A 21,239-nucleotide genomic window follows, 5' to 3' on the forward strand; every position below is an offset into this window, starting at 1 on the left:
TGCGCGGCCATCACTCCCGCGGTGGCGAAAGAGAGCTTGGCCGCTCGCGACCGTCTGCCTTCGTACCGGCATTGCGCAAGGCACTGGAAACCAGGTGATAGCGGGCCTGGATCACCCGATAATCGCGATACCAGTTCACCAGATCGCTCCAGGGATCGTTGATCTTTGCGAGCCCGGCGACGAAGGCGACGACGGTTCCGATCTCCGTCCGGCCCTGAACGACGAAATAGCCGCCAATTCCCAGGATGACCGCCGTCCCCAGAGAGTTGAGCCAGTTCATCGTGAAGCTGAGCACGAATTTGAGCCTGAAGATGCTCATGTTCAGGCGGAATACCTGGTCGACGCGTCTCGATTGAGAATGATTGGTCGTCTCGTCGCGTTGCAGCGTGTCGACCAGCATCACGCTGATCTTGCGCAGCACCCAGATGCGAGCCCCCACTCGGCGGTTAATCGCCCCCTGCATCAGCGGCACCAGGAAACATTGCGGCAGAAACACGAGGACGCCGACGAGGGCCATCAACGGCTGGAGATAGATGAGATAGCCGAACACCGACAGCAAGATGCCGATCTGGAGGATCGGGTCGGAAAGGCTCGCGCCGACAAAGCCGCCGATCGGATCGACTTCGGCGACGACCATGGCGATTTCGACGCCGCCGGCCTTACCCGAAGGCAGTTTGGAGTCGGGACGCTGCGCAACATGTGAGATCTCGTTTCGGAGCCACCGCACGGCCGACTCGCCGATCCAATTGCGATAGAGATTGAGGCCGATCTTGATCAGGCCCTGCAGAAAGGTCAGGGCGGCGAACATCATCGCCAGTATCAGCACGTTATAGACATCTCCGCCCTTCACGGCGGCGTTGACCAGGCGCCGCTGCACCTCGAGCGGCACTGTATCCGCAACGAACAGCAAAATGGCGCATAGGCCGATCCAGATCTGGTGCCGGCCCGAGACCCAAATGATGAATCCGACCAGGGTCGGTGGCATTTGAGCATTCGGGGAGGTATGCGGGCTCTCATGCGGGCCGGCCTGTGCCGTAACTCGCCTGCAGATCAATGCCAAGAATCGTCGAAGCAATGCTTTGCGACCCAGACTGTTGCATCTTTCAACGTTACCGGAATGCGCGCTGTCGATCGGCATCAAGGCCAGACGATCTGCCGGCGCGCACCCAGGAAATGGCTGGTAATCGAGACCTTCCAATCCCGGTCGGAGGAAGGAGCACAGGCGCGCGGTGGCTGCACGCGTCGCGGTCCGGAGCTGGGAACAGCTCCGGACCACAGGCATCAGTAATAGGCAGTCTGCATCGGTTGCCATACTCATCATATCCGATCCGTGCGCATGACCGGCCGCTGCTGGGCGGTGTCGTCGCGGCACCTACGGCAGCCCCTCCGACGGCACCGATGGCGCCGCCAATGAGCGCACCGCGGCCGGGATGCCGGTTCGAGACGGCAGCACCCACAGCTGCGCCACCGACGCCGCCGATAACCGCGCCGCCGGCGGCGCGATCACCCGGATTGTCGCTCGCGCAGGCTGCGACGGAGATGGCCATGCCGGCCGCCGCAAATATTCTAAGCAAATCAGCCATGATCGTTATCCCTGGTTGCAACAATGCAAAAACTGCGCAGCCGGGGGATCGTTCCGCTTTCGAATTTGCGAGGTCTCCGCGTCCAGAGAATGTCAGGCATGGTTCCTGATCGAGACGAGCAGGCAAATCGGAGCACCCTATTAGGGGTGGAGAGTATTTCCGAGCTGAAATACTCGGATACACAGCCCCTGTCAGCATTCGATCGGTTGAACCCAAGTCAGCTGTCAGGATTGGTGCAGTCTCGATGGCGGGGCGGGAACAAAGGCCGGCCGTCGAGGTTCGATAGCGCCACATCAAGGAGGTGCTACCATGCTTCACTGGATCCTCATTCTGTTGATCGTTGCTGCCGCAGCCAGCTTGTTGGGTATGCCCGCGCTTGCGGGAGCGGCCGCGACGGGAGCCCGGGTCTTGATCGGGATCGCCCTGATCGTATTCCTGCTGGTGCTGTTGGGTGTCCTCACCGTTGCCTAGGCCCGACATGGTCCATGGGCGTCGGCAGGATCAACGGGGGGGAGGGCGAGGGGTTCGCCCTCGCCGTTACGGGCGATGATTGCTCTGCCGATGCCGACGAGGCAGCGAAGGTTCTGCTCAGGCGGCGGTCCGGTCGATTTGAGCGTAGTGGGCGTGAACGAGCGAGGAGGCGGCGCATCTGGCCATCGGGCACTGCCGGAGGATCAGGCCGGCGCGATTGGCTTCCGGTCTGTCGTCCAGCCTCAGTGCCGCTTGAAATACTGGATCTCGCGTTCGTGTTTTTGGGCAGCTTCCTTCGATTGAAACGTGCCGAGATTGCGCCTTTTGCCCGTCTTGGGATCCACCTTTCGCGAATAGATGCGATATTCTCCTGATTTCAATTTTCGGATCATCGTTCGAATTCTCCCTCATATCGAAGATTTCGATTCATCGGCCGATCCCAGGCGCGGATACCGAGCCACATGGACGATGGCCGAACGGCCCGACCCCGGGGATCTCGGGTCGATCTGTAGGGGCCGAGCCGCCACGACCAACGCTTGCGTCGGTCGAACGAAGCCTGGAACGCTTGGCGTTCCGTGCTTCGCATCTTCCCAACCTGGTTTGGGCCGGATCGTTCCATGCGGTGCTTCCCCGGCATCGCTCGTTTGTCCACCGATCGATCGACCGTCCATCCACGTGCAAATCGGAACGAATGCCTTCGGCTTGCGTTCGAATTCGATGTGGCGTTCTGCCATGGAGGGATTGGAAATGATCACCGGCAGCCTGAAATGGTTCAATTACGACAAGGGCTATGGCTTCATCGCGCCCGATGACGGCAGTATCGACGCTTTCGTGCATATCAGGGAGCTCGAACGCAGCGGCATCAGTACGGTGCGCGAGGGCCAAAGAATGGGCTATGAGCTGGTGGTCGATGCCAAGACCGGCAAGTCGAAGGCGGGCAATCTCAAGATCCTGCCGTCCGAGGGAGCCGCAGGATCTTGAGGGCACCTTGCCAAGGGAAGGGGCCGAGGCGGTTTACGAGGCGATGACCAGCGTCACCTCGTCCGTGTCATCGAACGTCATCGCGATCACCGAGGACGGCGTCGAGCCATAATCTTCGAGTGCGGCTTGCAGGCGGGGCGTATCGGCGATGACCTGTCTCAAATGCTGCAGTTCGCTCGGGCCTGTTTCGGCAATCTGCTGATTGGCCGCGATACGCTGCGGAATCGAGAGTTCGTCGAGAGTTGAGACCGTGACGGCCCTGATTTTCCCGGGAGCACGCTCGATAACGCCGTCATTGGGTGTGTCCGCCGGATTGGTGGCGGGTTGGGCCAGGCCGGTGGCAATGCCCGAAGCCAGGACGATCGTGGCGAAGGTTGCGGACATGAGCTTGTACATGATGTCTCCTTTCCGCTCTGTGGTCAGGGATCATCACGGACAAGCCTCGCACGGAAAGGGTTCGATCGTTTGCCGCTCGAATGGCAATTTTGTGGGATCGACACCTGTCCCGAATGCTCAGCGGCGTGCCGCTCCGCCGGCTGGAAAGGATGGGTTCTTGCGAACGCCATGAAGCAATTCAACCGCGGCATTGAGCTGCATATCGTCCTTCTCGTTGTCAGGGACATAGGCAGACGAGCCGCCCTGCTCGGTATCGCCTTGGCTGTCGAGATGTCCCTTAAGGCCGGCTTCACCGCCGGCGGCATCCTGCTGGTTCAGATTGGCTGGGATGGCCTGCTTCACCACGATTTCCGGATCGATGCCCTTGGCCTGGATCGATCGGCCCGACGGCGTGTAGTAGCGGGCAGTCGTCAGCACCAGGGCGCCGTTGTCGCCAAGCGGAAAGACGGTCTGAACCGATCCCTTGCCGAAGGAACGCGTGCCCAGAATCGTCGCACGGCGATGGTCCTGCCACGCGCCTGCTACGATCTCGGCGGCGGAGGCCGAGCCTCCATTGACGAGCACGATGATCGGCTTGGTATGAACGAGGCCGCCTCCCGTGGCGCTATAACGCAGAGAATCGTCGGGCCCACGTCCGCGCGTGGAGACGATTTCGCCCCGCCCGATCAGGGCACCCGCCACCTCGACGGCCTGGCTGAGCAGGCCGCCAGGATTGTTGCGCAGGTCGATGACGAAACCGGCAAGGTTCCGGCCTCCCTTGTCCGCCCCGGCTTCCATCATGGCCTTGAGGAAGTCGTCGAACGTATTCCCACTGAATTGGGCAATACGGATATAGGCGATATCGCCGCCGATCTTCCTGGTCCGCACGGAAGACAGCTTGATGGTATCGCGGACAAGCTTGACGTCCACAGGCTGTGCATCGCCCCCACGCCGCACCGTGAGCGTGACCGTGCTGTTCTCCGGCCCGCGCATCTTCTGGCTGGCCTGCTGCAGTGGCATGCCCTGCGTGGACTTGCCGTCGATGGCCGTGATCATGTCGCCGGAAAGAAGGCCAGCCTTTGCGGCGGGCGTATCGTCGATGGCGGAAACGACCTTGAGCCGATCACCCTCCATGGTGACCTCGAGGCCAACTCCCGAAAATGCTCCGGAAGTCTGGGCCTGCATGTCCTGGAAACCGGCGGCATCGACATAGCGCGAGTGCGGATCAAGGCCGGAGACCATGCCGCTGATGGCACCGGCGACGAGCTTGGCATCGTCGGGCTCGGTCACATAGCTCGCGCGCACCTGCTCATAGACGTCACCAAAGCGATTGAGCTCGCGATAGGCATCGCTGGCGGAGGCGTTGGCGTGGCCGAGCAGGTCGGAATGCGTGACGGCGAATGCGGTTGCCGCGCCCATTGCGATGCCGCTCAGTAACAGGGAAACTTTGCCATACATTGCATACCTCTTCCCGGAGATGCGAAGGCTACGCCTCGCAAGTAAGCGAGTGTAAACAGCGGTGCGGATGACGTCGGCCTGCTGCGCCGGCCTATTGCGAAATCCGCGCCGCGCCTATCCCGCCGGCTCGCGGCCGGGACGCTTGGGCGTCAGGCTGCCTTGCTCAGCATGACCACGGTATCGGTCTTTTGCGGTACCTGCGGCACCAGGCTGGAATGATATTCGTCGCACCAATGGGCCAGCCTTACCAACCGGGCCACTTCCATCTTCTGGGCGCTGTCCTTATCCGATGCCATCGGCTCGACAATGTTGAGCCCCTCGTCGTCGACAAAGAACGTATGCTCCCCGAACAACCGGGCGAACTGGCTGTATACGGGATGGTTTTCGGCGATGGGTTCAGCCCTGATCTGATTCAGTGTTTGTGTGACGTGCGTGGGCGACAGCTTCATTGGAAGAACTCCCATCTGTAGCCACCGTAAAGGCGACCAATCGGATGTCTGCCGACGACCTGGGAAAGTCAAAACGCCGTTGCCACCCCATCGGGGCCATATCCCATTCCCTGGGCCGGGCTCACAAGCTGTCCAATTATCCTGCCATATCAATCCGACCACATTCTGGCCGCTGGAAGGCCATTGCATGAAGGGGGCTCGTCGGACGATTCTAGCCAAGCGATAGACAGGATGATCGAGGCTTGAACTCCGCGTTTCATGGGGAGAGGAGAGCGAGCGCACTTCCTGGTCAGTCTGCCTTCTTGGCGTCCCTCAGGGCCTTTTGGAGCTTGAAGGCAAGTTCGAGCAGACGCTGGGGAATGGGTTCACGCTCGACTCGGGCCAGAATGCGCGCCACTTCCTTGTCTGCGGATCTGGCCTTGTCGCTTTTCTGATCGTTGTCCACTGAACTGCTCGTCTCGCCGTTGGTCGGGGGCAACTTGCACGAGCCAGGGAAGATCAAGACGCAGTTTCCTCGCTCGCCTGCCGACAGACTAGGAGGTTTGTGCCGGGAAGTCACTTGCAAAGGTCCTGTCGCATGTGTCGCCCACGCATGCGGCGGGGGCGGGGAATTGCTATGGCCTTGCTAACCATCCTCGCACGACAATGTTCCAGGAGAAGCGGTGTTCCAGGGGAGCAGTCCGCATCGAGGGCAGACGGAAGACCAGCGCTGAGGCGCCTGGCACCGCGGCTCAGTCGGACGGCCCTTTGATTTTTACGCCCTGGTTTCCGATGGTAATCTGCACAGTATTCTTATTCTGCTCATGGTAGATATAGGCACCAATGCCGGCTACCGCGACGATTGCGACAATCAGCAATAAGACGATGTTGCGGCTCATATCTTCTTCCGATGCAATTGACCATGAAACATCAACGCGTCGTCGTCCGCTCCGGTTCCGCCGTGTTCGCGGCCGGCGGGCTCGGATGGAAAAATAGCAGAAGAAACTCGGGCGAACCGTTCAGTCGAGCAGCTGATGGCCGACGGCCCTGAAGGTCCTGTCCATGAGGTCGCAAAGCCATGGCAGCGTATCGCGGTCCGGCGGCTTGCGGTCTGCCAGATCGATGGCGGTCAGCAGCGTTTGCTCGACCAGTCGGTCGGCGGCGGCCCTGCCGTCAAGATAGTGGCGGGCCCTCAGCCTGAGTTCGGGGAGAAGCCCGGCGACGTCAGCGCTCGGGTCCCCGTCAATGCCCTTGATTTCGTCCTGCGTCCTGCGGCGCGCCACGAACAGGGTTTCAAGCAGAGCGTGACGGCCGCCCGACTTGCGAACATTGTCGACATGCCTGAGATGGGTGGGAATGATGTCTTCGTCATAGCTGCTGAAGAAGACGAATGGGATGCCCAGGGCGAGCAGGCGGTCTGCGATCGGAAAGACCATCTTGCCATTGATGTTGACGTCGAGAATGGCTGCATTGGCTGAACTCACATGACATTGCGCAGCCTCGATCGTCGACGCCGGTCCGAGGATTACCGCCCCCCTCTCTTCGAAATAGTCAGCCAGATCGCCCGCGAGCAATATCTCGTCCTCGACGATCAGGAGACGCATGCCCTGGAGTTGCTGCATGGATCGTCACTCGTTTTGAGCCGGTTCGCTCGAATGCGGATGCTGTATCTTCCGTCCCGGTGAATCTTCGCGCTGGAACGGGCTATCACTCCGCTTTCATCTCACCCGGTGCTTCTGTGTAACGATGCAAACTTGCACATGTTCCCTGCAGCAATTGGGACGGTTTGCGATGTCTGGGTGGCGATAGGGCGGATCGCTACTCCTTGGTCAGGCGCACAAGGGTTTCAAGCAGGATCTGATGCAGAACGGGTTTGACCAGAACCGGCGCGTCGGGAACCTTCTGCCGCAAGGTCTCCGGAAGCACTTTGCCCGTGCAGAAGGCGATGGGAATGCTGCGCGCCGCGAGCAGGTCGACGACAGGCTCGCTCGTGTCCTTGCCGAGGCTGATATCCAGAACAGCCGCTGTGATGGGTTGCTGGCTGGCGGTCTCCAATGCGGAGGCCAGGGTCAGGCAAGGGCCGGCAACCCGGGCTCCGGCTGATATCAGCATGTCTTCGATGTCGAGAGCGATGATGATTTCGTCGTCGGCGACCAGGATCGTTTGGCCCTGGAGGATGGCGTCGGCGGGAATCTCGGTTCTGGTCATGGCACTTTCCTTCCGCGTGGCCAGCAGGGATTCGCTCAGGTTCCTGTGCCCCGACGAAGAAGACAATTCGAAAGTGGTGCAGCTGCCTGGACGGAGCGCGTGTGGGGATCTCCTGATGCGCCGCCGGCTCGGGAAAGCCGACGGCAGGGAGGCGAGAAGGAAAATCTAGAACGTCGCCTGGCTGTGCTCGCCACCTGGCCGGGCAATTTCGCCGAGGGCGACTCCTGCCTTGTCAGGCGCTCTGGAGCGGGCGAGATCGCTCAGCGAGACGATGCCGACCAGGCGCTTGTCGCGATTGACGACGGGGAGTCTGCGGACCTGGATCTCGCCCAGATTATCAAGAACGTCTTCTATCTCCTCGTCATCGAAGCAATATTTGACATCCTCTGTCATCACGTCTCGAACCGGCGTATCCGCGCCCCGGCCTGCGGCGACGCCGCGCACGGCGATATCGCGATCCGTGATCATGCCCACCAGCCGGTCTTCGTGAGCAACGGGAATCATGCCGATATCGAGGCCCAACATGAGCTGGGCCGCCTTCTGGATCGTCTCGTCCGGCGTGGCGACACAAACTTCGGTCGTCATGGCCTGCCTGATATTCATCACATCCTCCTTTTGCCTTTGAGCGCCTGACGGCGTCACTTCGCCTTGCCGAGGGGGCTGTCGAATTCCGCACGCTGAAGCGCAGGTTCGGATCCGCTCGCCAAGGCTTCGGTATCTTCGGGGCCTTCGGGGAATTGCACGGATATGGTGACGTCCCGGCGTTCCTTGAGATCCAGGGAGGCCGCGGCGACCGCGGTTTCGAAAGCCGCTTCCGGAAGCTCATATCCGCCGCCGCGCTTGCCATCATGCTCGATGACCCAGCCATCGGTACTGCCCGTGATGCGATAGGATGCTTGAGGCATCGTCGGTCTCCCTGTCGGATCGGTTGCAAACAGGCGAACCGCGGGCCCAACGTGCCGGTTTCCACGGCTTATGGCTCGTTTCGATGCCTGTTCGTCTACCGAACGACCCCCGCCGAGGAGGGTTCCACCAGGCATGGGCCATTTTTGCGGACGGCTGAAATGCCGGCGGGTCTTACAGCAGGGCGTGGTGGGAACCTTCGCGGGCGCGAATGGTTGTCGCCAGCAGCAGGGTTCGGAGGGGATCGACGGGTTCGGGGATGAACGAGCAGGCGGGCTGGCAATTTCTCAATCACGGCGGCGAGGTGCTGCCATCCGTCCGCGTGGACGGCTATAATATCGGCCTGCGCGACAAGGAGGGTTTTGTCGGCGACAGGGCCAATACGGGGGCCTTTCTCGAAAAGCTGGAGGAATTGCGCTTGCTCTACCGCAAGGCTGGCGAGGATCCCCTGGGCGAGGAAGCCACCGAGGAAATTAAGCGCAAGCAAATCGACGAGATGCTGACTGGCGACGATCTGAACAGCGCCGCGCTGGTGCACGGAGCGTTGGAGGAGTTCGCGCGGTCTCTTTCCGGGGTCATCCGCCGCTTCCTGCGAACTGCCTCCTGGCGGCGCACCGAGCGGATCGTCATCGGCGGAGGTTTTCGGGAAAGCCGCGTAGGGCGGCTGGCGATCGCACGGACCCAGGCGCTGCTCAGCGGAGAGGGGGTCTCGGTGGAAGTGGTGCCGATCGCCAATCACCCCGACGAGGCGGGGTTGATCGGCAGCCTGCATTTGCTGCCACCCTATGTGCTGGCCAATCACGACGGCATGCTGGCGGTGGATATCGGTGGACGCAACATCCGCGCCGGGATCGTGCTGAGCCAGGTGGACAAGCAAGCCGATCTCGGCCGGGCCAAAGTGGAAAAGCTCGCGATCTGGCGTCATGCCGATGACGAGCCGGCACGAACGGCGGCGATCGGCCGCCTCGGTGAGATGCTGCAGGACCTGCGCTCGCGCGCGGAGAAGAACAAGATCAGGCTTACCCCGGTGATCGGCGTGGGCTGTCCGGGAGCCATCAGATCCGACGGTTCCATCGCGCGTGGAGGCCAGAATCTTCCGGGTTCCAACTGGGAAGGCGCCAATTTCAACCTGCCGGCGGCCTTGCTCAAATTCGTGCCCAAGATTGGCGGGCAGGCAACCCACATCGTTCTGCATAATGATGCGGTAGTCCAGGGACTGTCGGAGGTGCCTCGCATGGGCGACGTCAAGCGCTGGGGCATATTGACCATCGGCACGGGGCTGGGCAATGCGCGCTTTACCAACAGGAAGAAGGAAGAGGGCAAGGCCTCGGCGCGGTGATGCTGGCAGGCTGGTGTCTGGTATTGGAACCGAATTGTCGCCGGACCGTTCAGGAAGTCCCTACCTCAACGGAGTAGAGTACGATGCCCGAGAAAAAGACCAGGACGAAGGAGCCTCCGGGACGCCCCAACGACAATGGACGGAACGAAGAGGCGGAGAAGCTCAAACATGGCGAAACGCCGAAGGATCAGACCGGTGCGCCTAAAGGCAGGAACCGCAGCAATGCCGGCGAGACCACGTCGTGAACAGGCCGGACCCGGATAGAGGGCCTCTCTCGCTTCGGTTGTGATACGGATGAACGCAGTCTCGGCCTTTGCCGAAGCGGCCGAAGATCGGGCCGGCCGAGTTTTGGATTGTCTTTATCCGAACGGCTTGGCTATTGTGATCGTGATATTCTCCATGCTTCGGGCGCGCGGCGCATTTCATCTGCCGCTTGGTCTGGGAGCGGATATCAGGCAATAGGTCCGGGTCTTTGAAGCAATCAGGGCTGTGTCGGCGTTGAAAACCAAGAAGGAGCCGAGCGGTAGGCCGGCGCTCGTCTCCGGCGTGACGGATCCGGAGCAGGATGAACAGGCGCCGCTCGCGCATCCGATGCGCCAGCAAAATGCGCTGTTCCACTTCACCGATCTTCTTTATCGCGCGCGCACTCTCGATCAGATCTACGACGTGGCCCTTGACGTCATCCACGACATGCTGGGCTGCACGCGGGCAGCGATCCTGCGGTTCGATGGCAAGGGTGTTCTGCGCTTTGCGGCCTGGCGGCGACTTACCGAACAATATCGCGCCGGCGCCGAGGGGCATTCGCCATGGCGGTCGGATGACCAGGAACCGGCGGCGATCTATATGGGTGATATCGGCCAGGCCGATCTGCCGCCCGACCTTGCAACCCTGATCCGGCACGAGGGCATCGGCGCACTCGCCTTCATTCCGATCATGGTCAGCCACGGCGTGGCCGGCGAGTTCGTGCTCTGTTACGACACGCCCCGTCCTTTCACCGATGAGGAGCGTGAAACGATATTGATCGTCGCCCGCCAGCTGGGCTTTGCGATCGAGCGCCAGCACAGCGACCAGACTGCCCGCCGCCTCGCGGCGCTGGTGGAATCTTCCGGCGATGCCATCATCTCCAAGAATCTCGAGGGGATCATTACCAGCTGGAATGCCGGGGCCGAGCAGCTTTTCGGCTATACTGCCTCCGAGGCGATCGGCCGATCCGTAATGATGCTGATCCCGCCCGACCGGCATAATGAGGAACCGGCCATATTGGCGCGGATCCGGGCGGGTGAACGGATCGACCATTACGAGACCATCCGCCGGCGCAAGGATGGCAGCCTTGTCGATATCTCGCTGAGTGTCTCTCCGATCAAGGATGCCGAGGGCGTGACCATCGGGGCTTCCAAGATCGCGCGCGACATCACCGAGCGGCGCCGGGCCCACGAGCAGCAGCAGCTCCTGCTGCATGAGATGAACCACCGGGTGAAGAACCTGTTTGCCCTTGCCACCAGCATCGTCAATCTGAGTGTGGCTTCCGCCGAGACGCCGGCGATGCTTGCCTCGATCGTCGCCGATCGATTGGGGGCGCTATCGAGGGCACATGCCCTGACCCTGGCTTCCGGAACGGCCGATACCGGCTTCAGGAAAACGGCGACGCTGCACGCGCTGATCGAAGCGATCCTGGCTCCCTATGTGGAAGGGGCGCAGGGAGAGCGCAGGCGGTTCACGATTGAAGGCCTCGATATCGAGCTCGCTGAGAATGTGGTGACGCCCGTTGCGCTTCTCCTGCATGAGTTCGCAACGAACGCTGCCAAATATGGCTGCTTTTCGACGTCGACAGGCCGATTGACGATCGAATGCCGGCGGCGGGATGGCGATGCCGTGATCATCTGGCGTGAGATCGGCGGGCCAGAGGTGCAGCCATCGGACGCGGAAGGTTTCGGCAGCCGTCTCGTGCGGCTCGCCGCGAGCCAATTCGGCGGATTTTCACGCCAATGGCGTCCGGAAGGGCTTGTCATCGAACTGAGAATGGATCTGAGTCGCGTCGCCGCCTGATCCCGGCTATGGCCTCTTTGGGAACCTAAAGCCTTCTGTTGGGTTCTTGTTGCGCATTCGGAACATGAGGGATGCGCAATGGGAAGAATAGTCGGGGCCCTTGCCGGCCTTCTGCTGCTCGCTGGCGTGGCCAGCGCCCAGACGACCAGCACCGCTCTACCTCCGCAGGGCAGCCTGAAATTGTCGCAGATCATCGCCAAGGTCGAAGCCCGCGATGGCTTTGCCTATATCTCGGAGATCGAATGGAGCCAGAGTGGCTATTATGAGGTCACCTATATGACCACCGACAAGGCCAAGGTCGAACTGCATCTCGATCCGATGTCCGGCGCCACGCGATAGGGTAGATGCGCCGGCGAAGCCACGGTTGAGGACCTGTGCCCGACCCACCCGGGCGGGTGCCACCACGTCCCCGATTTCCCGCGTGGGGGATTGCTCGGTACGAGAGCCTCACCAACGAGGACATTGGCGCGATGGAAGAGCGGATCATCGATGGCGACGGCGTGAGGATCCGGACGCAGGCTTTCGGCAATCTCGACGATCCCCCGATCCTCCTGATCGCGGGTGCATTCGCCTCGATGGTCTGGTGGCCGGAAGACTTCGTGGAATTGCTTTCCTCTGGCGGGCGCTATGTCATCCGCTACGACAGCCGGGATACCGGTGCGTCCACGGCCTACGCGCCCGGAACGGCCAAGTATACGTCTGGAGATATGGCCAAGGACGCCATGGCCGTGCTCAGCGGTTACAACCTCCAGGCAGGTCATCTGGTCGGCATGTCGATGGGAGGCGTCATCGCGCAATTGGCGGCCCTCATCCGGCCGCATCGGGTCAAGACGTTGACCGTCGTCAGCTCCACGCCGCTCGGCGTCGAGTGGTTGCCGCCGCCTCGCGAGGACTACAGGCAGCACATGGCCATGCTCCACCATCTCGATTGGAACGACAAAAACCAGGTGGCTGATTTTCTGGTCCGCGATGCCGAAGCGGTTGCCGGCAGGCGCCACCCGCACGATGCCGATGCGGCCCGGCAGCTGATCGACAGGGATCTGGCCCTCTCGCCGTCCTTTTCCAGCCTGCGGAATCATTTGGCGGTGGCGGCGCCATCGCCTGTTCAAGCCAAGGCCGCCGATATCCAGGTTCCCACCTTGATCCTGCATGGCACGGCCGACCCGGTATTTCCGATCGCGCATGCCGACGCCATGGCGGCGGCCGTGAAGGGTGCCCGCCTGGTCGCCATCGAGGGCGGTGGCCACGAACTGCATCCCAATGACTGGCCGCAGATCGCACGGGAAATCCTGCTCCACACCTGCGTCATTCACATCGGAAGGTTGTGAGAGCCAGGTCCAACCCGCGGGCCTTGGTCGCGTGCCTGGATACCCTCTGGTTGCGCCTTGTCCAGCTGCCTGTGGCGATGCCAGAGAGGCAGGACATACCACAGCCCCAGCAGCAGCGTGGCCGAGAGGCCGGCAAGCAGGTTGGCGAGCCCGCCGCTCAGGGTGATCTTCTGCACGACGACATGGATGTCCGCGCAGAGGCCGAGAGCGAGAAGGACGGTCGCGGCCAGGACGAGCCGGCTCGCCATCGCATGAAACCCTTCGGTGTCCTGCCCCTGGTAGCCCAGCCGGTGGTAGGCCGCCGGTGCCATCAGCAGGACGGTGGAGAGCGCCACCAGGCCAAGCGCCAAGCCGTGCACGAGCTTGGCGGATGGCGGGAGATGCTCAAAGCCGTCGGTCAGGATGATGGCCAGCTGAAAACCCAGCAGCGCCTGCGCACCGGGCAGGACCACGCGCGCCTCCGTGAGGACGTGCTCCACCTTGGTACCGATAGGGGTCTCCTTGGCGATCGGCATGGCTTGTTCTCGCTGTTGCCGGTGGTGAAGGAGCGGCAGGCCGTACCAGAAGCCCAATGCAAGGGTGGTTCCAGCCGCCGCCGCCACCACGCCGGTCGTGAAGCCGGCGACGCGGTTTCCGGCGATGTAGAGGTCCAGCCCCAGCGCCACCGCGAAGGGCAGCAGGGTCGCAGCCATAGCCCATTTGACTGTCCCTTCAACACTCGGAGCTGCATGTCCCCGGTGGACGATGCGGTGGTGGGCACTGGGACAGATGAGCAGGCCCACAACCAGCACCATGATGCAAAGCACGACGATCTCGATGGCCTTTTCACCGGGGGTGAGATGCTCGAAGGCGTTCTGGAAAGGAGCCTGCAATTGAAAGCCGAGCAGGATCTGAGCCCCGAGCATCAGAGTGCGGGATTCGTCGAGAGCAGCCTTGACCTTGCCCATCTGTTCCTCGTAGCCCCGGCGAGCAGGCTCAGCCGGTGGCGATCGCCAGAGTGAGAAGGCAAAAGGCCAGCACGGCGGCTCCGGGTTTCCAATCCAGGCCGGGGACCGCAGCCCCGATCACGGCGGCCAGGATCGACAGCCCCAGTTCGAGGCAGGCCAGAACCCACAAATGGGCCACTCCCCCCACGGCAAGCGCGACAAGATGGGAGAGCAGCAGGAAGATAACGATCAGTGTCAGGCGTATGAAGCCGTCATAAGCCTGGCGATGCTCGGCGAAGTCGAGGGATTTTCTCTCCGGTTGTATCATTTGAACCTCCGTCATCGATGACTGAAGCCGGGGCGATGCCCTCACTTGCGGCGGATCGCGATCCCGGACGCAAGGCCTGGCTGGACGCAAGGCTCCATCGGGTGAGGGCAGGGTCCCGCAGCCGACGACGTCGGCTGCCAGCCGCATTCCTAAGCCGGCTACGGCAGGCTTGTTCCCCTTCACAAGGCGAGATTGTCTTGAGGCAAGGCAGGTCTGGCCGGTCCGGCTTCGCGTCGATAGCTATTTCCCGAGGACCGTGTGGATCTTGCGCAGATCCTCGATGAAGGCGGCGCGCGCGCGTTCGGCGGCACCCGAGTCCGGGATACGCAGCAGATAGCTGGGATGAACGGTTACGAGAACCTGGAGCCCGTCCGGGCCGGGCAGAACCTGGCCGCGCTGCTTCATCACGCCGACGGCGCGCCCGAGCAGGGCCTGGACGGCCGTTGCTCCCAGGGCCACCACCAATCGGGGCTTGAGGATTTTCAGTTCCCTGTCGAGCCACCATTTGCAGGCCTGCACCTCGCCGGCATTAGGCCTTTCGTGGATCCGGCGCTTGCCGCGGCGTTCGAATTTGAAATGCTTGACCGCGTTGGTGACATAGCATTCGTCGCGGTCCAATTCCGCTTCCTGGAGACATCGATCCAGCAATCGGCCGGCCGGCCCGACAAAGGGGCGCCCCTGCAGATCCTCCTGATCGCCCGGCTGCTCACCGACCAGAACCAGGCGGGCGTGCTCGCTGCCTTCTCCCGTCACGACCTGGGTGGCGTGCTCGTAAAGATCACAGCGCCGGCAGCCGCCCGCCAGTCGCCGGATATCGGCGAGCGTGGCGATCTCCTCGCGGTCCGAAGCCGAGGTTTCCGCCTCGGTCGGAGGATGGGTGTCGGCACCCGTTCGAGCTAGCCGGGCCGTCATCGCTCCGGGCCGTCCGATCGGCGCGGAGGAGGTCCTTTGTCCGGTGGGCGCTTGATGCCGCCGCCGCGCTTGCTGTGGGCTTGCCTTTCCTCCGGATCGGTCGGCGGTTTCACCTTGTCGAACCGATATTCCTCCCGCTCGGTGGTGTAGGGCTGGTCGCGCTCCCTGTCCGTCCGTTTTGGCTGCGGGGCCATGATATCCTCCCTCATGCTGCAGACATCGCCTCAGGCATTGTGGGCTTCGTGGCGTTTGCGCGTGGCGGCTGCCTTCTTGGCCGAAGCGGAGCGCGCGGCTGCCGGGCGCGAGGCGGAAGCCTCACCACCGAGCTTGCCGCCCTTGTGGGATGCCGGATGGCTCGTGGATTTGCCACGTCCGGAACCGCCGCTTTTCTTGCCGCCGCCATCGTCCTTGTTGACGGTGGCCCAGGCGCGCCTTTCGGCCTCTTTCTCGGATACGCCACGTGCCTCATAGCCTTCGGCGATATGATCGGCCTTGCGTTCCTGCTTGTCGGTGTATTTCGACTTGTCTCCACGGGGCATGACGGGCCTCCTTTGTGCTGGCCTTCCTAACCGGCACGGCCGCCCCGGGTTCCCGCGCCTCCTCGGCGTGACGGCCGCCATGGGGGCTTGCCGTCGATGCGAGGGAAGGAGGAACCGGTACCGGCATCGGGGGTTCGAAGAGCATGACAAGCCCGCCGACAGGAGGTTTCCATGCCCGATATCAGGCACGCCAGGATACTCATGATCGCCACGCATGGCTTCGAACAATCGGAACTGGTCGAACCGCGCAATCAGCTGCGCAGCATCGGGGCCGAGGTCGACCTTGCAACGCCCGACGGCCTGCCCATCCGTGGGTGGAACAGGACCGACTGGGGAGAAACGATCGAAGCGGATCTCAAGATAGGAGAGGCCCGGCCGGATGACTATGATGCTCTCGTCCTGCCTGGCGGCGTGATGAACCCGGACAAGCTCAGGACGGATGATGCGACCATCGAGACCGTCCGCAATTTCATCGACACCGGCAAGGTCGTCGGCGCCATTTGCCATGCCCCTTGGCTTCTGGTCCAGGCCGATGCCATTCGGGGACGCGACGTGACGTCCTATCAATCCATCCGAAGGGATGTCGAAAATGCCGGCGGCCAATGGATCGATCGGGCCGTCGTCGCCGACAACGGCATCGTCACAAGTCGGGGACCGCAGGACATTCCGGCCTTCGTAGCGAAGATCGTCGAGGAAATCCGAGAAGGCCCGCACAAGCGGGCGCGGGGGATCTGATCAGACCGTCTGCTCCTTCGCTGCCAGAAGACCCAGCGCCGCCTCGGCGCGGCGGCGATGGCTGCTCGAGCGGGCCTTCATGAAGGCTGTGTGCAGCCGGCCCGTCTTGAAGGAATCGATAATCAGCGCCGGCACATAGCTCTTGCGGACGACGGCCGGCGTGTTGACGAGGTGATACGAAACCTGCCGCATGACGGCAGCAATCTGGCGTTTCCGGCCGGCCATGCTGCGGGCCGGAGTCAGGGCGGCCAGTTCCTGGACGGCCCATTTGCTGGCGCCCAGCAGGCGCAGATCCTTAGCCGTGACGTCGATGCCGGAAATGCTGCGCAGATAGGCATTGATGTCGTCAGCCTCGATCGCATGGCGGGCGCCTTCCGCATCCACGAACTGGAACAGCCTGGGACCGGACAGGGTGCGCAAGCGGGCGAGAGCACGGGCGAGGGCGGCATCCTCAGCCCTGCGACGGATGGGCTTGCCGCCCTTGCCGCGGAAACGCAGTTCCACCCGGCTTGCCGTGATGGTGACGTGCCGCTTGAGCAGGGTGGCGGCGCCATGGCTGCCATTGTCCCGCGCATAGGCTGCGCCGCCGACCCGGATATGCGTGCTGTCGATCAGGGCGACGGCACAGGCGATCGCCTTGTTCCGGTCCAGCTTCGGGGAGGCAAGGTCACGGCGGATGGCGGCCCGGATCCTGGGAAGCGTCCGCACGAGCTTCATCATGTTCAGGGTTTTGCGGTTTTCTCGCCTGCGTTCCCATTCGGGATGATAGCGATATTGTAGCCGGCCGGCTTCGTCCCGGCCGATCGCCTGGATATGGGCCCGTTCGTCCGATGCAATACGCACCTGTGCATAGGCCGGCGGAATGGCCAGGGCGCGAAACCGTGCCAGGGCTGCTTTGTCTGTGATGCGATGACCCGCCGCGTCGACATATGAAAATCCGCGCCCGCAACGGCGCCGGCGCAGATCGAGTTGGTCGGGCGAGACGATCTTCAATCTTGGCATGGGTTCCTCCCCGCAGCAGGGCAACGGCTGAAAAACAAACGGGTTCCGAAGGTTGGGAACGGATCAAACCATCTGCCGCGCCGGGAACCCCTGCGGGCATCGAAGGTTCGGAGAGGAACGTCGCGCCATGGCGCGGCTCAGATCGCAAGGCCCGGAGGAGCGATTCCATGAGGTCCAAACAGGACGGAACCGGCATGGCCCCCTATGCAGCCGAATCCCGGCGTGAAATCCGCACCCTTGGCCCCGGCGGACGGGGAAATGCCGAGGGGTTGGCGGATTCCATCCGGCGTGGCGTCACGCCGGCGCGGGCGGCCGAGGCTGCCGACAGATCGGCTTCCAGACCGGGGGATGCAGAAGAAGGCGGCACGAGACGCAAGCGAGCGCCGCCCTCTTCCCGCCCTCGATAGCTTCATAATCGGCCGAGCAGGACGAGCAGAAGCACAATGACGACGACAAGGCCGAGGCCGCCGCTGGGCCAATATCCCCAGCCGGCGGAATAAGGCCAGGTTGGCAGCGCGCCAAGCAAAGCAAGTATAAGTATAATGAGAAGAATTGTGTATAGCATGGAAATCTCCTTTCTATTGGCGTCATATAACTCGTTTGCACCGAAAATGGTTCCATGAATTTGTTGGTTACTGATATGTTTATGAATTTTTGATCGAAAATATTGGGGCGTCTCGACCGCTTCTGGTGAGGGTTGGCGAATGCCGGCAACTGACAGCTGGCAAGGCTTGCCCCAGGTCGATCTTGCCCTAGGTCGATATCGGCTCAGCTCAGCCAGTGATTTTCCTGTTTGAGGAGGATGTCATGTCCGGTCTTCGTCTTCTGGCGTCGCTTGCAACTGCGTTCACCATCGCCAAGTTGCTGGACGAAAATCGCCACTTGCGGGCGGAACTGGAGGCCCGCATTGCTCGGGAATTGGCCCTGGATGAGAAGGCCAGGCGCGGATTGGGTGGGGAGCGCCATGCCGGAACCGAGGCGATGCGCTATCCTCCCCGGCATTGGGATGAGGTTGATGAGGCGGCGGATGAATCCTTTCCCGCCAGCGACCCTCCAGCCTTCAATGCCCGCAGCACGACATAGCCGGGCGACAGAACATTTCGGCTCTTGGAGAGTTTGGGGGCCGTCTCGAAACAGGAGGACGACATGGACTGGAACCGCGTGGAAGGAAACTGGAAGCAGCTCAAGGGGCAGGTGAAGGAGCAATGGGGCAAGCTTACCGACGATGATCTGGATGTCATCGCAGGTCGGCGCGACCAGCTCGAAGGCAAGCTCCAGGAGCGTTATGGGCTTACCAAGGACAGGGTTCGCTCAGAGATCGACTCCTGGTACGCCAGCCAGAAGTGGCAGTAAAACCATCGCCCCGGCTCACCTTCATGTGAGCCGGGGCCGTTCCATGTCCCAGGGCGGGGGGCCGGTGCCATGCGTAGAGAACGCATCAATCCACGACAAAGATGAAGCGCGTCCGCCCCCGTCTATCCCGACACCACCAATAGCCGCGCAGCGCATCGTAGCAATGCTCGCCTTCGAAAGCCTCTATTTCCCTGCTGGCACGTCCGCGGGCTTCCTGAAGCGTTGCATATTTTTTTCATGCACGATCCGTTCGTTCGAGCCGGGGCCCAGTTGTACGATATGAAACGTCATGACCTGTTCCTTTCGGGTGGACATGGCCTGGCTGGAGGCCTCAAGCCGCGGAAGTGAGGCGCCTGACCGGCTGCCCCAGCCGCTCCATCAAGCCCTGGGCGTCATGGGGTGCCTGCAACTTGTCGGTATTGTCGAAGAAGACGAAGACATCGCGCCGCCTTGATATGTCCCTGGCCGGCCCGATGAACCGGCTTTCGACGGGCTTCCTGCCCTGGGCCCATGCCTTGGCCCGCTTTGCCCAGAGATCGATCGCCTTGGCGCCGTAGGCACTGCGATACAGTTGCTTCGATCCGTGCAGCCGGCAATAGGTGAAGTCCGACGTAGCGTCCATGACGAGCGGCCAATCGACACTGTCGGCGCAGACCAGCGCCACGTCGACCTCGCGCAACAGGGTGATGAAATCGCCGACGAGGAAGCTTTGATGCCTGATTTCGAGAGCGTGCCGCATCGGCTGTTCGCCGGCGGTCTTCAGCCAGGGTTCGGTGCGAAGTTTGTCGTCATGCTGCCTGGCGATACGCAAGGCAGAGGTGGTGTTCCGGGGCAGCCGTCTCAGGAAGTCAGCGAGCAGATCCTCATCGAACCGGAAATTGGGCGGCAACTGCCACAGGATCGGCCCCAGCTTGTGCCCCAGCCGCAAGACCCCGGACGCGAAGAAGTTGGCGAGCGGCGCCGAACTATCGCGCAGTCGCTTGACATGGGTGATGAAGCGGGGACCCTTGACGGCGAAGGTGAAATCCTCGGGGGTCTGGTCAAACCATCGCCCGAAGGTTACCGGGCTCTGCAGACGATAGAAGGTACTGTTGACCTCGATCGTCCGGAACATGGTGCTGGCGTAGGCAAGTTCGTCCCTGTGCGGCAGTCCTTCCGGATAGAAGTCGCCGCGCCAGGGCGGATAGGCCCAGCCCGATATGCCGACGCGAATATCTGCGTGACGCATGCAGCCTCCGTTGATGAACACAGCTGGTGGCAACCGAACCTGCATCGGCCCATGCTGTTCCGGGCTTGTGATGAACAGGTGATCAAACTTCACGAAGTTCGACCCGCCGACGGAACAACCATCGTTATCTTCGCGTTGATCCAGGACATCCCATCATTTCAGCCGTCAAACGAAGGGGATTTCCTTTGCAGGATAATCACGTGACTGAGAATGCTGAGCGGGCCGACATCGTAAAGCTGATCCCAGCCCTGCGGGCCTTTGCGCGCACCTTCTGTCAGGAACCCGCCGATGCCGACGATCTGGTTCAGGAAACACTTCTCAAGGCTCTTGCCAATATCGACCAGTTCGAACCGGGTACCCGTTTGAAGTCCTGGCTCTTCACGATCATGCGCAACAGCTATTGCACGAAGGCCAAGAAGCGGAGCCGCGAAGTGCTGCGTGGTGACGACACGTTGTTCGACAGTGCGGCGGTGCCGGGCGAACAGGAATGGAACGTCAGGATCGGCGAGGTCGGCCGGGCGTTCCAGAGCCTGCCCGACAAATACAAGGAGATCATCGCCCTGATCGTGGTTCTGGGGGAATCCTACGAAAGCGCGGCCGGGATCTGCGGCTGTGCCGTAGGCACGGTCAAGAGCAGGCTCAACCGGGCGAGGGCTCGCCTGAGCTGTGAAATGGGCGAGGATGACTACAGGCAGGCGAGCTAACGGCGCCTGCCACGATATTGCTTGCCGAGCGGGGGCGCTGTTCCTGACGAGAGGCGAGGAGGCCGCGAAATGAGGCCTCCCCTCAAGGCACGACGTCGATTTCGGCTTCCTTGCAAGCCTCGAGGAAGGCGGCCCTTGCATCATCGGGGCCTCCGATGCCTGCCAGAACATCCAGGCAGGTACGCTGTGCTTCGATGAACTTCGGCCCGATATCGGCAGGCCAGTCGTTCTGCAGATAGTAGGAGGCCTCTTCAGTCGACGTCAGGATTCTGACCGCTCCTCCCTCGGTTCCAAACTGAACCGGGCGGCTCCAGGGCTGGGTGTCCATATCATATCTCCTGCTCAACAACCCGAGCGGGATCGGATGGTTCCGGCATGGCCGGAACAGGAAC

Annotated in this window: 30 protein-coding genes and 1 pseudogene; 11 read left to right on the forward strand and 20 right to left on the reverse strand. The window is 62.1% G+C overall.

Going from position 1 to position 21,239, the window contains the following annotated elements; translation table 11 throughout:
• Positions 1–10: 10 nt before the first annotated feature.
• Together ACIGJE_RS26980 and ACIGJE_RS26985 are read right to left on the reverse strand one after the other, a co-directional pair.
• The gene (locus tag ACIGJE_RS26980) at positions 11–1,312 is read right to left on the reverse strand and encodes an ABC transporter transmembrane domain-containing protein (protein ID WP_483680896.1); all 1,302 of its coding nucleotides are present in this window, start codon (positions 1,310–1,312) and stop codon (positions 11–13) included.
• A 67-nt stretch (positions 1,313–1,379) separates the two neighbouring features.
• Positions 1,380–1,877: pseudogene (locus ACIGJE_RS26985) on the reverse strand (YMGG-like glycine zipper-containing protein); the annotation flags it as partial.
• Positions 1,878–1,892: 15 nt separating this feature from the next.
• On the opposite strand from ACIGJE_RS26985, the gene ACIGJE_RS26990 reads away from it, so the two are divergent.
• A complete protein-coding gene (locus ACIGJE_RS26990; protein ID WP_311939554.1) occupies positions 1,893–2,054 on the forward strand; it encodes a DUF1328 domain-containing protein in 162 nt (53 codons plus the stop codon).
• 747 nt (positions 2,055–2,801) lie between these two features.
• A complete protein-coding gene (locus ACIGJE_RS26995) occupies positions 2,802–3,035 on the forward strand; it encodes a cold-shock protein (protein WP_311939552.1) in 234 nt (77 codons plus the stop codon).
• 33 nt (positions 3,036–3,068) lie between these two features.
• On the opposite strand, the gene ACIGJE_RS27000 is transcribed toward ACIGJE_RS26995, so the two are convergent.
• The 9 genes from ACIGJE_RS27000 to ACIGJE_RS27040 form a co-directional block, all read right to left on the reverse strand.
• Positions 3,069–3,431, reverse strand: a complete 363-nt coding sequence (locus ACIGJE_RS27000; RefSeq protein ID WP_415082127.1) for a hypothetical protein — start codon at positions 3,429–3,431, stop codon at positions 3,069–3,071.
• A 117-nt stretch (positions 3,432–3,548) separates the two neighbouring features.
• Positions 3,549–4,868, reverse strand: coding sequence for a S41 family peptidase (locus ACIGJE_RS27005; protein WP_311939548.1), 1,320 nt, complete (start codon positions 4,866–4,868; stop codon positions 3,549–3,551).
• A 149-nt stretch (positions 4,869–5,017) separates the two neighbouring features.
• The gene (locus ACIGJE_RS27010) at positions 5,018–5,317 is read right to left on the reverse strand and encodes a hypothetical protein (RefSeq protein WP_415082125.1); all 300 of its coding nucleotides are present in this window, start codon (positions 5,315–5,317) and stop codon (positions 5,018–5,020) included.
• Positions 5,318–5,606: 289 nt separating this feature from the next.
• Complete coding sequence (locus ACIGJE_RS27015; protein ID WP_311939544.1) at positions 5,607–5,819, reverse strand: hypothetical protein; 213 nt, start codon at positions 5,817–5,819, stop codon at positions 5,607–5,609.
• A 229-nt stretch (positions 5,820–6,048) separates the two neighbouring features.
• Complete coding sequence (locus ACIGJE_RS27020) at positions 6,049–6,195, reverse strand: hypothetical protein (RefSeq protein WP_311939540.1); 147 nt, start codon at positions 6,193–6,195, stop codon at positions 6,049–6,051.
• Between the two features lie 120 nt (positions 6,196–6,315).
• Positions 6,316–6,918: a response regulator gene (locus ACIGJE_RS27025; RefSeq protein ID WP_415082122.1), complete on the reverse strand. Its 603-nt coding sequence runs from the start codon at positions 6,916–6,918 to the stop codon at positions 6,316–6,318.
• Between the two features lie 196 nt (positions 6,919–7,114).
• Complete coding sequence (locus ACIGJE_RS27030; RefSeq protein WP_394315021.1) at positions 7,115–7,504, reverse strand: response regulator; 390 nt, start codon at positions 7,502–7,504, stop codon at positions 7,115–7,117.
• A gap of 165 nt (positions 7,505–7,669) precedes the next feature.
• Entirely contained in the window at positions 7,670–8,107 is a 438-nt protein-coding gene (locus ACIGJE_RS27035) for a CBS domain-containing protein (RefSeq protein WP_415082120.1), read from the reverse strand.
• Positions 8,108–8,142: 35 nt separating this feature from the next.
• Complete coding sequence (locus ACIGJE_RS27040; RefSeq protein ID WP_415082119.1) at positions 8,143–8,409, reverse strand: hypothetical protein; 267 nt, start codon at positions 8,407–8,409, stop codon at positions 8,143–8,145.
• Positions 8,410–8,666: 257 nt separating this feature from the next.
• On the opposite strand from ACIGJE_RS27040, the gene ACIGJE_RS27045 reads away from it, so the two are divergent.
• The 5 genes from ACIGJE_RS27045 to ACIGJE_RS27065 all read left to right on the forward strand — a co-directional run bounded on the left by ACIGJE_RS27045 (position 8,667) and on the right by ACIGJE_RS27065 (position 13,120).
• On the forward strand, positions 8,667–9,746 hold the full coding sequence (locus tag ACIGJE_RS27045) for an ROK family protein (protein ID WP_311939526.1): 1,080 nt from the start codon (positions 8,667–8,669) through the stop codon (positions 9,744–9,746).
• Between the two features lie 83 nt (positions 9,747–9,829).
• Complete coding sequence (locus ACIGJE_RS27050) at positions 9,830–9,991, forward strand: hypothetical protein (RefSeq protein ID WP_394315024.1); 162 nt, start codon at positions 9,830–9,832, stop codon at positions 9,989–9,991.
• A gap of 253 nt (positions 9,992–10,244) precedes the next feature.
• On the forward strand, positions 10,245–11,792 hold the full coding sequence (locus tag ACIGJE_RS27055; RefSeq protein ID WP_415082116.1) for a PAS domain S-box protein: 1,548 nt from the start codon (positions 10,245–10,247) through the stop codon (positions 11,790–11,792).
• Between the two features lie 78 nt (positions 11,793–11,870).
• Positions 11,871–12,131: a PepSY domain-containing protein gene (locus tag ACIGJE_RS27060; RefSeq protein WP_068290161.1), complete on the forward strand. Its 261-nt coding sequence runs from the start codon at positions 11,871–11,873 to the stop codon at positions 12,129–12,131.
• Between the two features lie 131 nt (positions 12,132–12,262).
• Positions 12,263–13,120: an alpha/beta fold hydrolase gene (locus tag ACIGJE_RS27065; RefSeq protein ID WP_415082114.1), complete on the forward strand. Its 858-nt coding sequence runs from the start codon at positions 12,263–12,265 to the stop codon at positions 13,118–13,120.
• Here ACIGJE_RS27065 and ACIGJE_RS27070 read toward each other — a convergent pair.
• From ACIGJE_RS27070 to ACIGJE_RS27090, 5 genes are all read right to left on the reverse strand, one after another.
• The gene (locus ACIGJE_RS27070) at positions 13,102–14,067 is read right to left on the reverse strand and encodes a DUF6328 family protein (RefSeq protein ID WP_415082112.1); all 966 of its coding nucleotides are present in this window, start codon (positions 14,065–14,067) and stop codon (positions 13,102–13,104) included. The two genes, ACIGJE_RS27065 and ACIGJE_RS27070, sit on opposite strands and share 19 nt — an antisense overlap.
• Positions 14,068–14,095: 28 nt before the next feature.
• Complete coding sequence (locus ACIGJE_RS27075; RefSeq protein ID WP_415082110.1) at positions 14,096–14,374, reverse strand: hypothetical protein; 279 nt, start codon at positions 14,372–14,374, stop codon at positions 14,096–14,098.
• Positions 14,375–14,614: 240 nt separating this feature from the next.
• The gene (locus tag ACIGJE_RS27080) at positions 14,615–15,286 is read right to left on the reverse strand and encodes a UdgX family uracil-DNA binding protein (RefSeq protein WP_415082108.1); all 672 of its coding nucleotides are present in this window, start codon (positions 15,284–15,286) and stop codon (positions 14,615–14,617) included.
• Positions 15,283–15,480, reverse strand: a complete 198-nt coding sequence (locus ACIGJE_RS27085; protein ID WP_483680903.1) for a hypothetical protein — start codon at positions 15,478–15,480, stop codon at positions 15,283–15,285. The genes ACIGJE_RS27080 and ACIGJE_RS27085 overlap by 4 nt, the downstream gene beginning before the upstream one ends.
• A 30-nt stretch (positions 15,481–15,510) precedes the next feature.
• The gene (locus ACIGJE_RS27090; protein WP_311939503.1) at positions 15,511–15,825 is read right to left on the reverse strand and encodes a plasmid stabilization protein; all 315 of its coding nucleotides are present in this window, start codon (positions 15,823–15,825) and stop codon (positions 15,511–15,513) included.
• A gap of 171 nt (positions 15,826–15,996) precedes the next feature.
• Between ACIGJE_RS27090 and ACIGJE_RS27095 the strand changes: the two genes are divergently transcribed.
• On the forward strand, positions 15,997–16,560 hold the full coding sequence (locus ACIGJE_RS27095) for a type 1 glutamine amidotransferase domain-containing protein (RefSeq protein ID WP_440727699.1): 564 nt from the start codon (positions 15,997–15,999) through the stop codon (positions 16,558–16,560).
• Here the strand turns inward: ACIGJE_RS27095 and ACIGJE_RS27100 are convergent, their stop codons facing one another.
• Positions 16,561–17,562: a DNA topoisomerase IB gene (locus tag ACIGJE_RS27100; protein ID WP_367625855.1), complete on the reverse strand. Its 1,002-nt coding sequence runs from the start codon at positions 17,560–17,562 to the stop codon at positions 16,561–16,563.
• Positions 17,563–17,971: 409 nt separating this feature from the next.
• Positions 17,972–18,127 (reverse strand): DUF3309 family protein, encoded by a 156-nt coding sequence (locus ACIGJE_RS27105; protein ID WP_311939738.1) that lies wholly within the window; start codon positions 18,125–18,127, stop codon positions 17,972–17,974.
• 242 nt (positions 18,128–18,369) lie between these two features.
• Here ACIGJE_RS27105 and ACIGJE_RS27110 point away from each other — a divergent pair, with 242 nt between their 5' ends.
• A complete protein-coding gene (locus ACIGJE_RS27110) occupies positions 18,370–18,645 on the forward strand; it encodes a hypothetical protein (protein WP_483680905.1) in 276 nt (91 codons plus the stop codon).
• Between the two features lie 63 nt (positions 18,646–18,708).
• A complete protein-coding gene (locus ACIGJE_RS27115; protein ID WP_068290145.1) occupies positions 18,709–18,915 on the forward strand; it encodes a CsbD family protein in 207 nt (68 codons plus the stop codon).
• 331 nt (positions 18,916–19,246) lie between these two features.
• Here ACIGJE_RS27115 and ACIGJE_RS27120 read toward each other — a convergent pair whose 3' ends face one another.
• A complete protein-coding gene (locus tag ACIGJE_RS27120; RefSeq protein WP_483680907.1) occupies positions 19,247–20,143 on the reverse strand; it encodes a DUF72 domain-containing protein in 897 nt (298 codons plus the stop codon).
• A gap of 200 nt (positions 20,144–20,343) precedes the next feature.
• Between ACIGJE_RS27120 and ACIGJE_RS27125 the strand changes: the two genes are divergently transcribed.
• On the forward strand, positions 20,344–20,847 hold the full coding sequence (locus tag ACIGJE_RS27125; RefSeq protein ID WP_311939484.1) for a sigma-70 family RNA polymerase sigma factor: 504 nt from the start codon (positions 20,344–20,346) through the stop codon (positions 20,845–20,847).
• 82 nt (positions 20,848–20,929) lie between these two features.
• On the opposite strand, the gene ACIGJE_RS27130 is transcribed toward ACIGJE_RS27125, so the two are convergent.
• On the reverse strand, positions 20,930–21,175 hold the full coding sequence (locus tag ACIGJE_RS27130; protein WP_367625860.1) for a DUF982 domain-containing protein: 246 nt from the start codon (positions 21,173–21,175) through the stop codon (positions 20,930–20,932).
• Between the last annotated feature and the right edge of the window lie 64 nt (positions 21,176–21,239).

It is taken from the genome of Labrys sp. E2SS-1L (genome assembly GCF_057073705.1).

Bases quoted from the DNA above. Each gene is read 5' to 3' on its own strand.
- ACIGJE_RS26980 (WP_483680896.1), bottom strand. From the start codon at position 1,312: ATGGCAACCGATGCAGACTGCCTATTACTGATGCCTGTGGTCCGGAGC.
- ACIGJE_RS26990 (WP_311939554.1), top strand. From the start codon at position 1,893: ATGCTTCACTGGATCCTCATTCTGTTGATCGTTGCTGCCGCAGCCAGC.
- ACIGJE_RS26995 (WP_311939552.1), top strand. From the start codon at position 2,802: ATGATCACCGGCAGCCTGAAATGGTTCAATTACGACAAGGGCTATGGC.
- ACIGJE_RS27000 (WP_415082127.1), bottom strand. From the start codon at position 3,431: ATGTACAAGCTCATGTCCGCAACCTTCGCCACGATCGTCCTGGCTTCG.
- ACIGJE_RS27005 (WP_311939548.1), bottom strand. From the start codon at position 4,868: ATGTATGGCAAAGTTTCCCTGTTACTGAGCGGCATCGCAATGGGCGCG.
- ACIGJE_RS27010 (WP_415082125.1), bottom strand. From the start codon at position 5,317: ATGAAGCTGTCGCCCACGCACGTCACACAAACACTGAATCAGATCAGG.
- ACIGJE_RS27020 (WP_311939540.1), bottom strand. From the start codon at position 6,195: ATGAGCCGCAACATCGTCTTATTGCTGATTGTCGCAATCGTCGCGGTA.
- ACIGJE_RS27025 (WP_415082122.1), bottom strand. From the start codon at position 6,918: ATGCAGCAACTCCAGGGCATGCGTCTCCTGATCGTCGAGGACGAGATA.
- ACIGJE_RS27030 (WP_394315021.1), bottom strand. From the start codon at position 7,504: ATGACCAGAACCGAGATTCCCGCCGACGCCATCCTCCAGGGCCAAACG.
- ACIGJE_RS27035 (WP_415082120.1), bottom strand. From the start codon at position 8,107: ATGAATATCAGGCAGGCCATGACGACCGAAGTTTGTGTCGCCACGCCG.
- ACIGJE_RS27040 (WP_415082119.1), bottom strand. From the start codon at position 8,409: ATGCCTCAAGCATCCTATCGCATCACGGGCAGTACCGATGGCTGGGTC.
- ACIGJE_RS27045 (WP_311939526.1), top strand. From the start codon at position 8,667: ATGAACGAGCAGGCGGGCTGGCAATTTCTCAATCACGGCGGCGAGGTG.
- ACIGJE_RS27050 (WP_394315024.1), top strand. From the start codon at position 9,830: ATGCCCGAGAAAAAGACCAGGACGAAGGAGCCTCCGGGACGCCCCAAC.
- ACIGJE_RS27060 (WP_068290161.1), top strand. From the start codon at position 11,871: ATGGGAAGAATAGTCGGGGCCCTTGCCGGCCTTCTGCTGCTCGCTGGC.
- ACIGJE_RS27065 (WP_415082114.1), top strand. From the start codon at position 12,263: ATGGAAGAGCGGATCATCGATGGCGACGGCGTGAGGATCCGGACGCAG.
- ACIGJE_RS27070 (WP_415082112.1), bottom strand. From the start codon at position 14,067: ATGGGCAAGGTCAAGGCTGCTCTCGACGAATCCCGCACTCTGATGCTC.
- ACIGJE_RS27075 (WP_415082110.1), bottom strand. From the start codon at position 14,374: ATGATACAACCGGAGAGAAAATCCCTCGACTTCGCCGAGCATCGCCAG.
- ACIGJE_RS27080 (WP_415082108.1), bottom strand. From the start codon at position 15,286: ATGACGGCCCGGCTAGCTCGAACGGGTGCCGACACCCATCCTCCGACC.
- ACIGJE_RS27085 (WP_483680903.1), bottom strand. From the start codon at position 15,480: ATGGCCCCGCAGCCAAAACGGACGGACAGGGAGCGCGACCAGCCCTAC.
- ACIGJE_RS27090 (WP_311939503.1), bottom strand. From the start codon at position 15,825: ATGCCCCGTGGAGACAAGTCGAAATACACCGACAAGCAGGAACGCAAG.
- ACIGJE_RS27095 (WP_440727699.1), top strand. From the start codon at position 15,997: ATGCCCGATATCAGGCACGCCAGGATACTCATGATCGCCACGCATGGC.
- ACIGJE_RS27100 (WP_367625855.1), bottom strand. From the start codon at position 17,562: ATGCCAAGATTGAAGATCGTCTCGCCCGACCAACTCGATCTGCGCCGG.
- ACIGJE_RS27105 (WP_311939738.1), bottom strand. From the start codon at position 18,127: ATGCTATACACAATTCTTCTCATTATACTTATACTTGCTTTGCTTGGC.
- ACIGJE_RS27110 (WP_483680905.1), top strand. From the start codon at position 18,370: ATGTCCGGTCTTCGTCTTCTGGCGTCGCTTGCAACTGCGTTCACCATC.
- ACIGJE_RS27115 (WP_068290145.1), top strand. From the start codon at position 18,709: ATGGACTGGAACCGCGTGGAAGGAAACTGGAAGCAGCTCAAGGGGCAG.
- ACIGJE_RS27120 (WP_483680907.1), bottom strand. From the start codon at position 20,143: ATGCGTCACGCAGATATTCGCGTCGGCATATCGGGCTGGGCCTATCCG.
- ACIGJE_RS27130 (WP_367625860.1), bottom strand. From the start codon at position 21,175: ATGGACACCCAGCCCTGGAGCCGCCCGGTTCAGTTTGGAACCGAGGGA.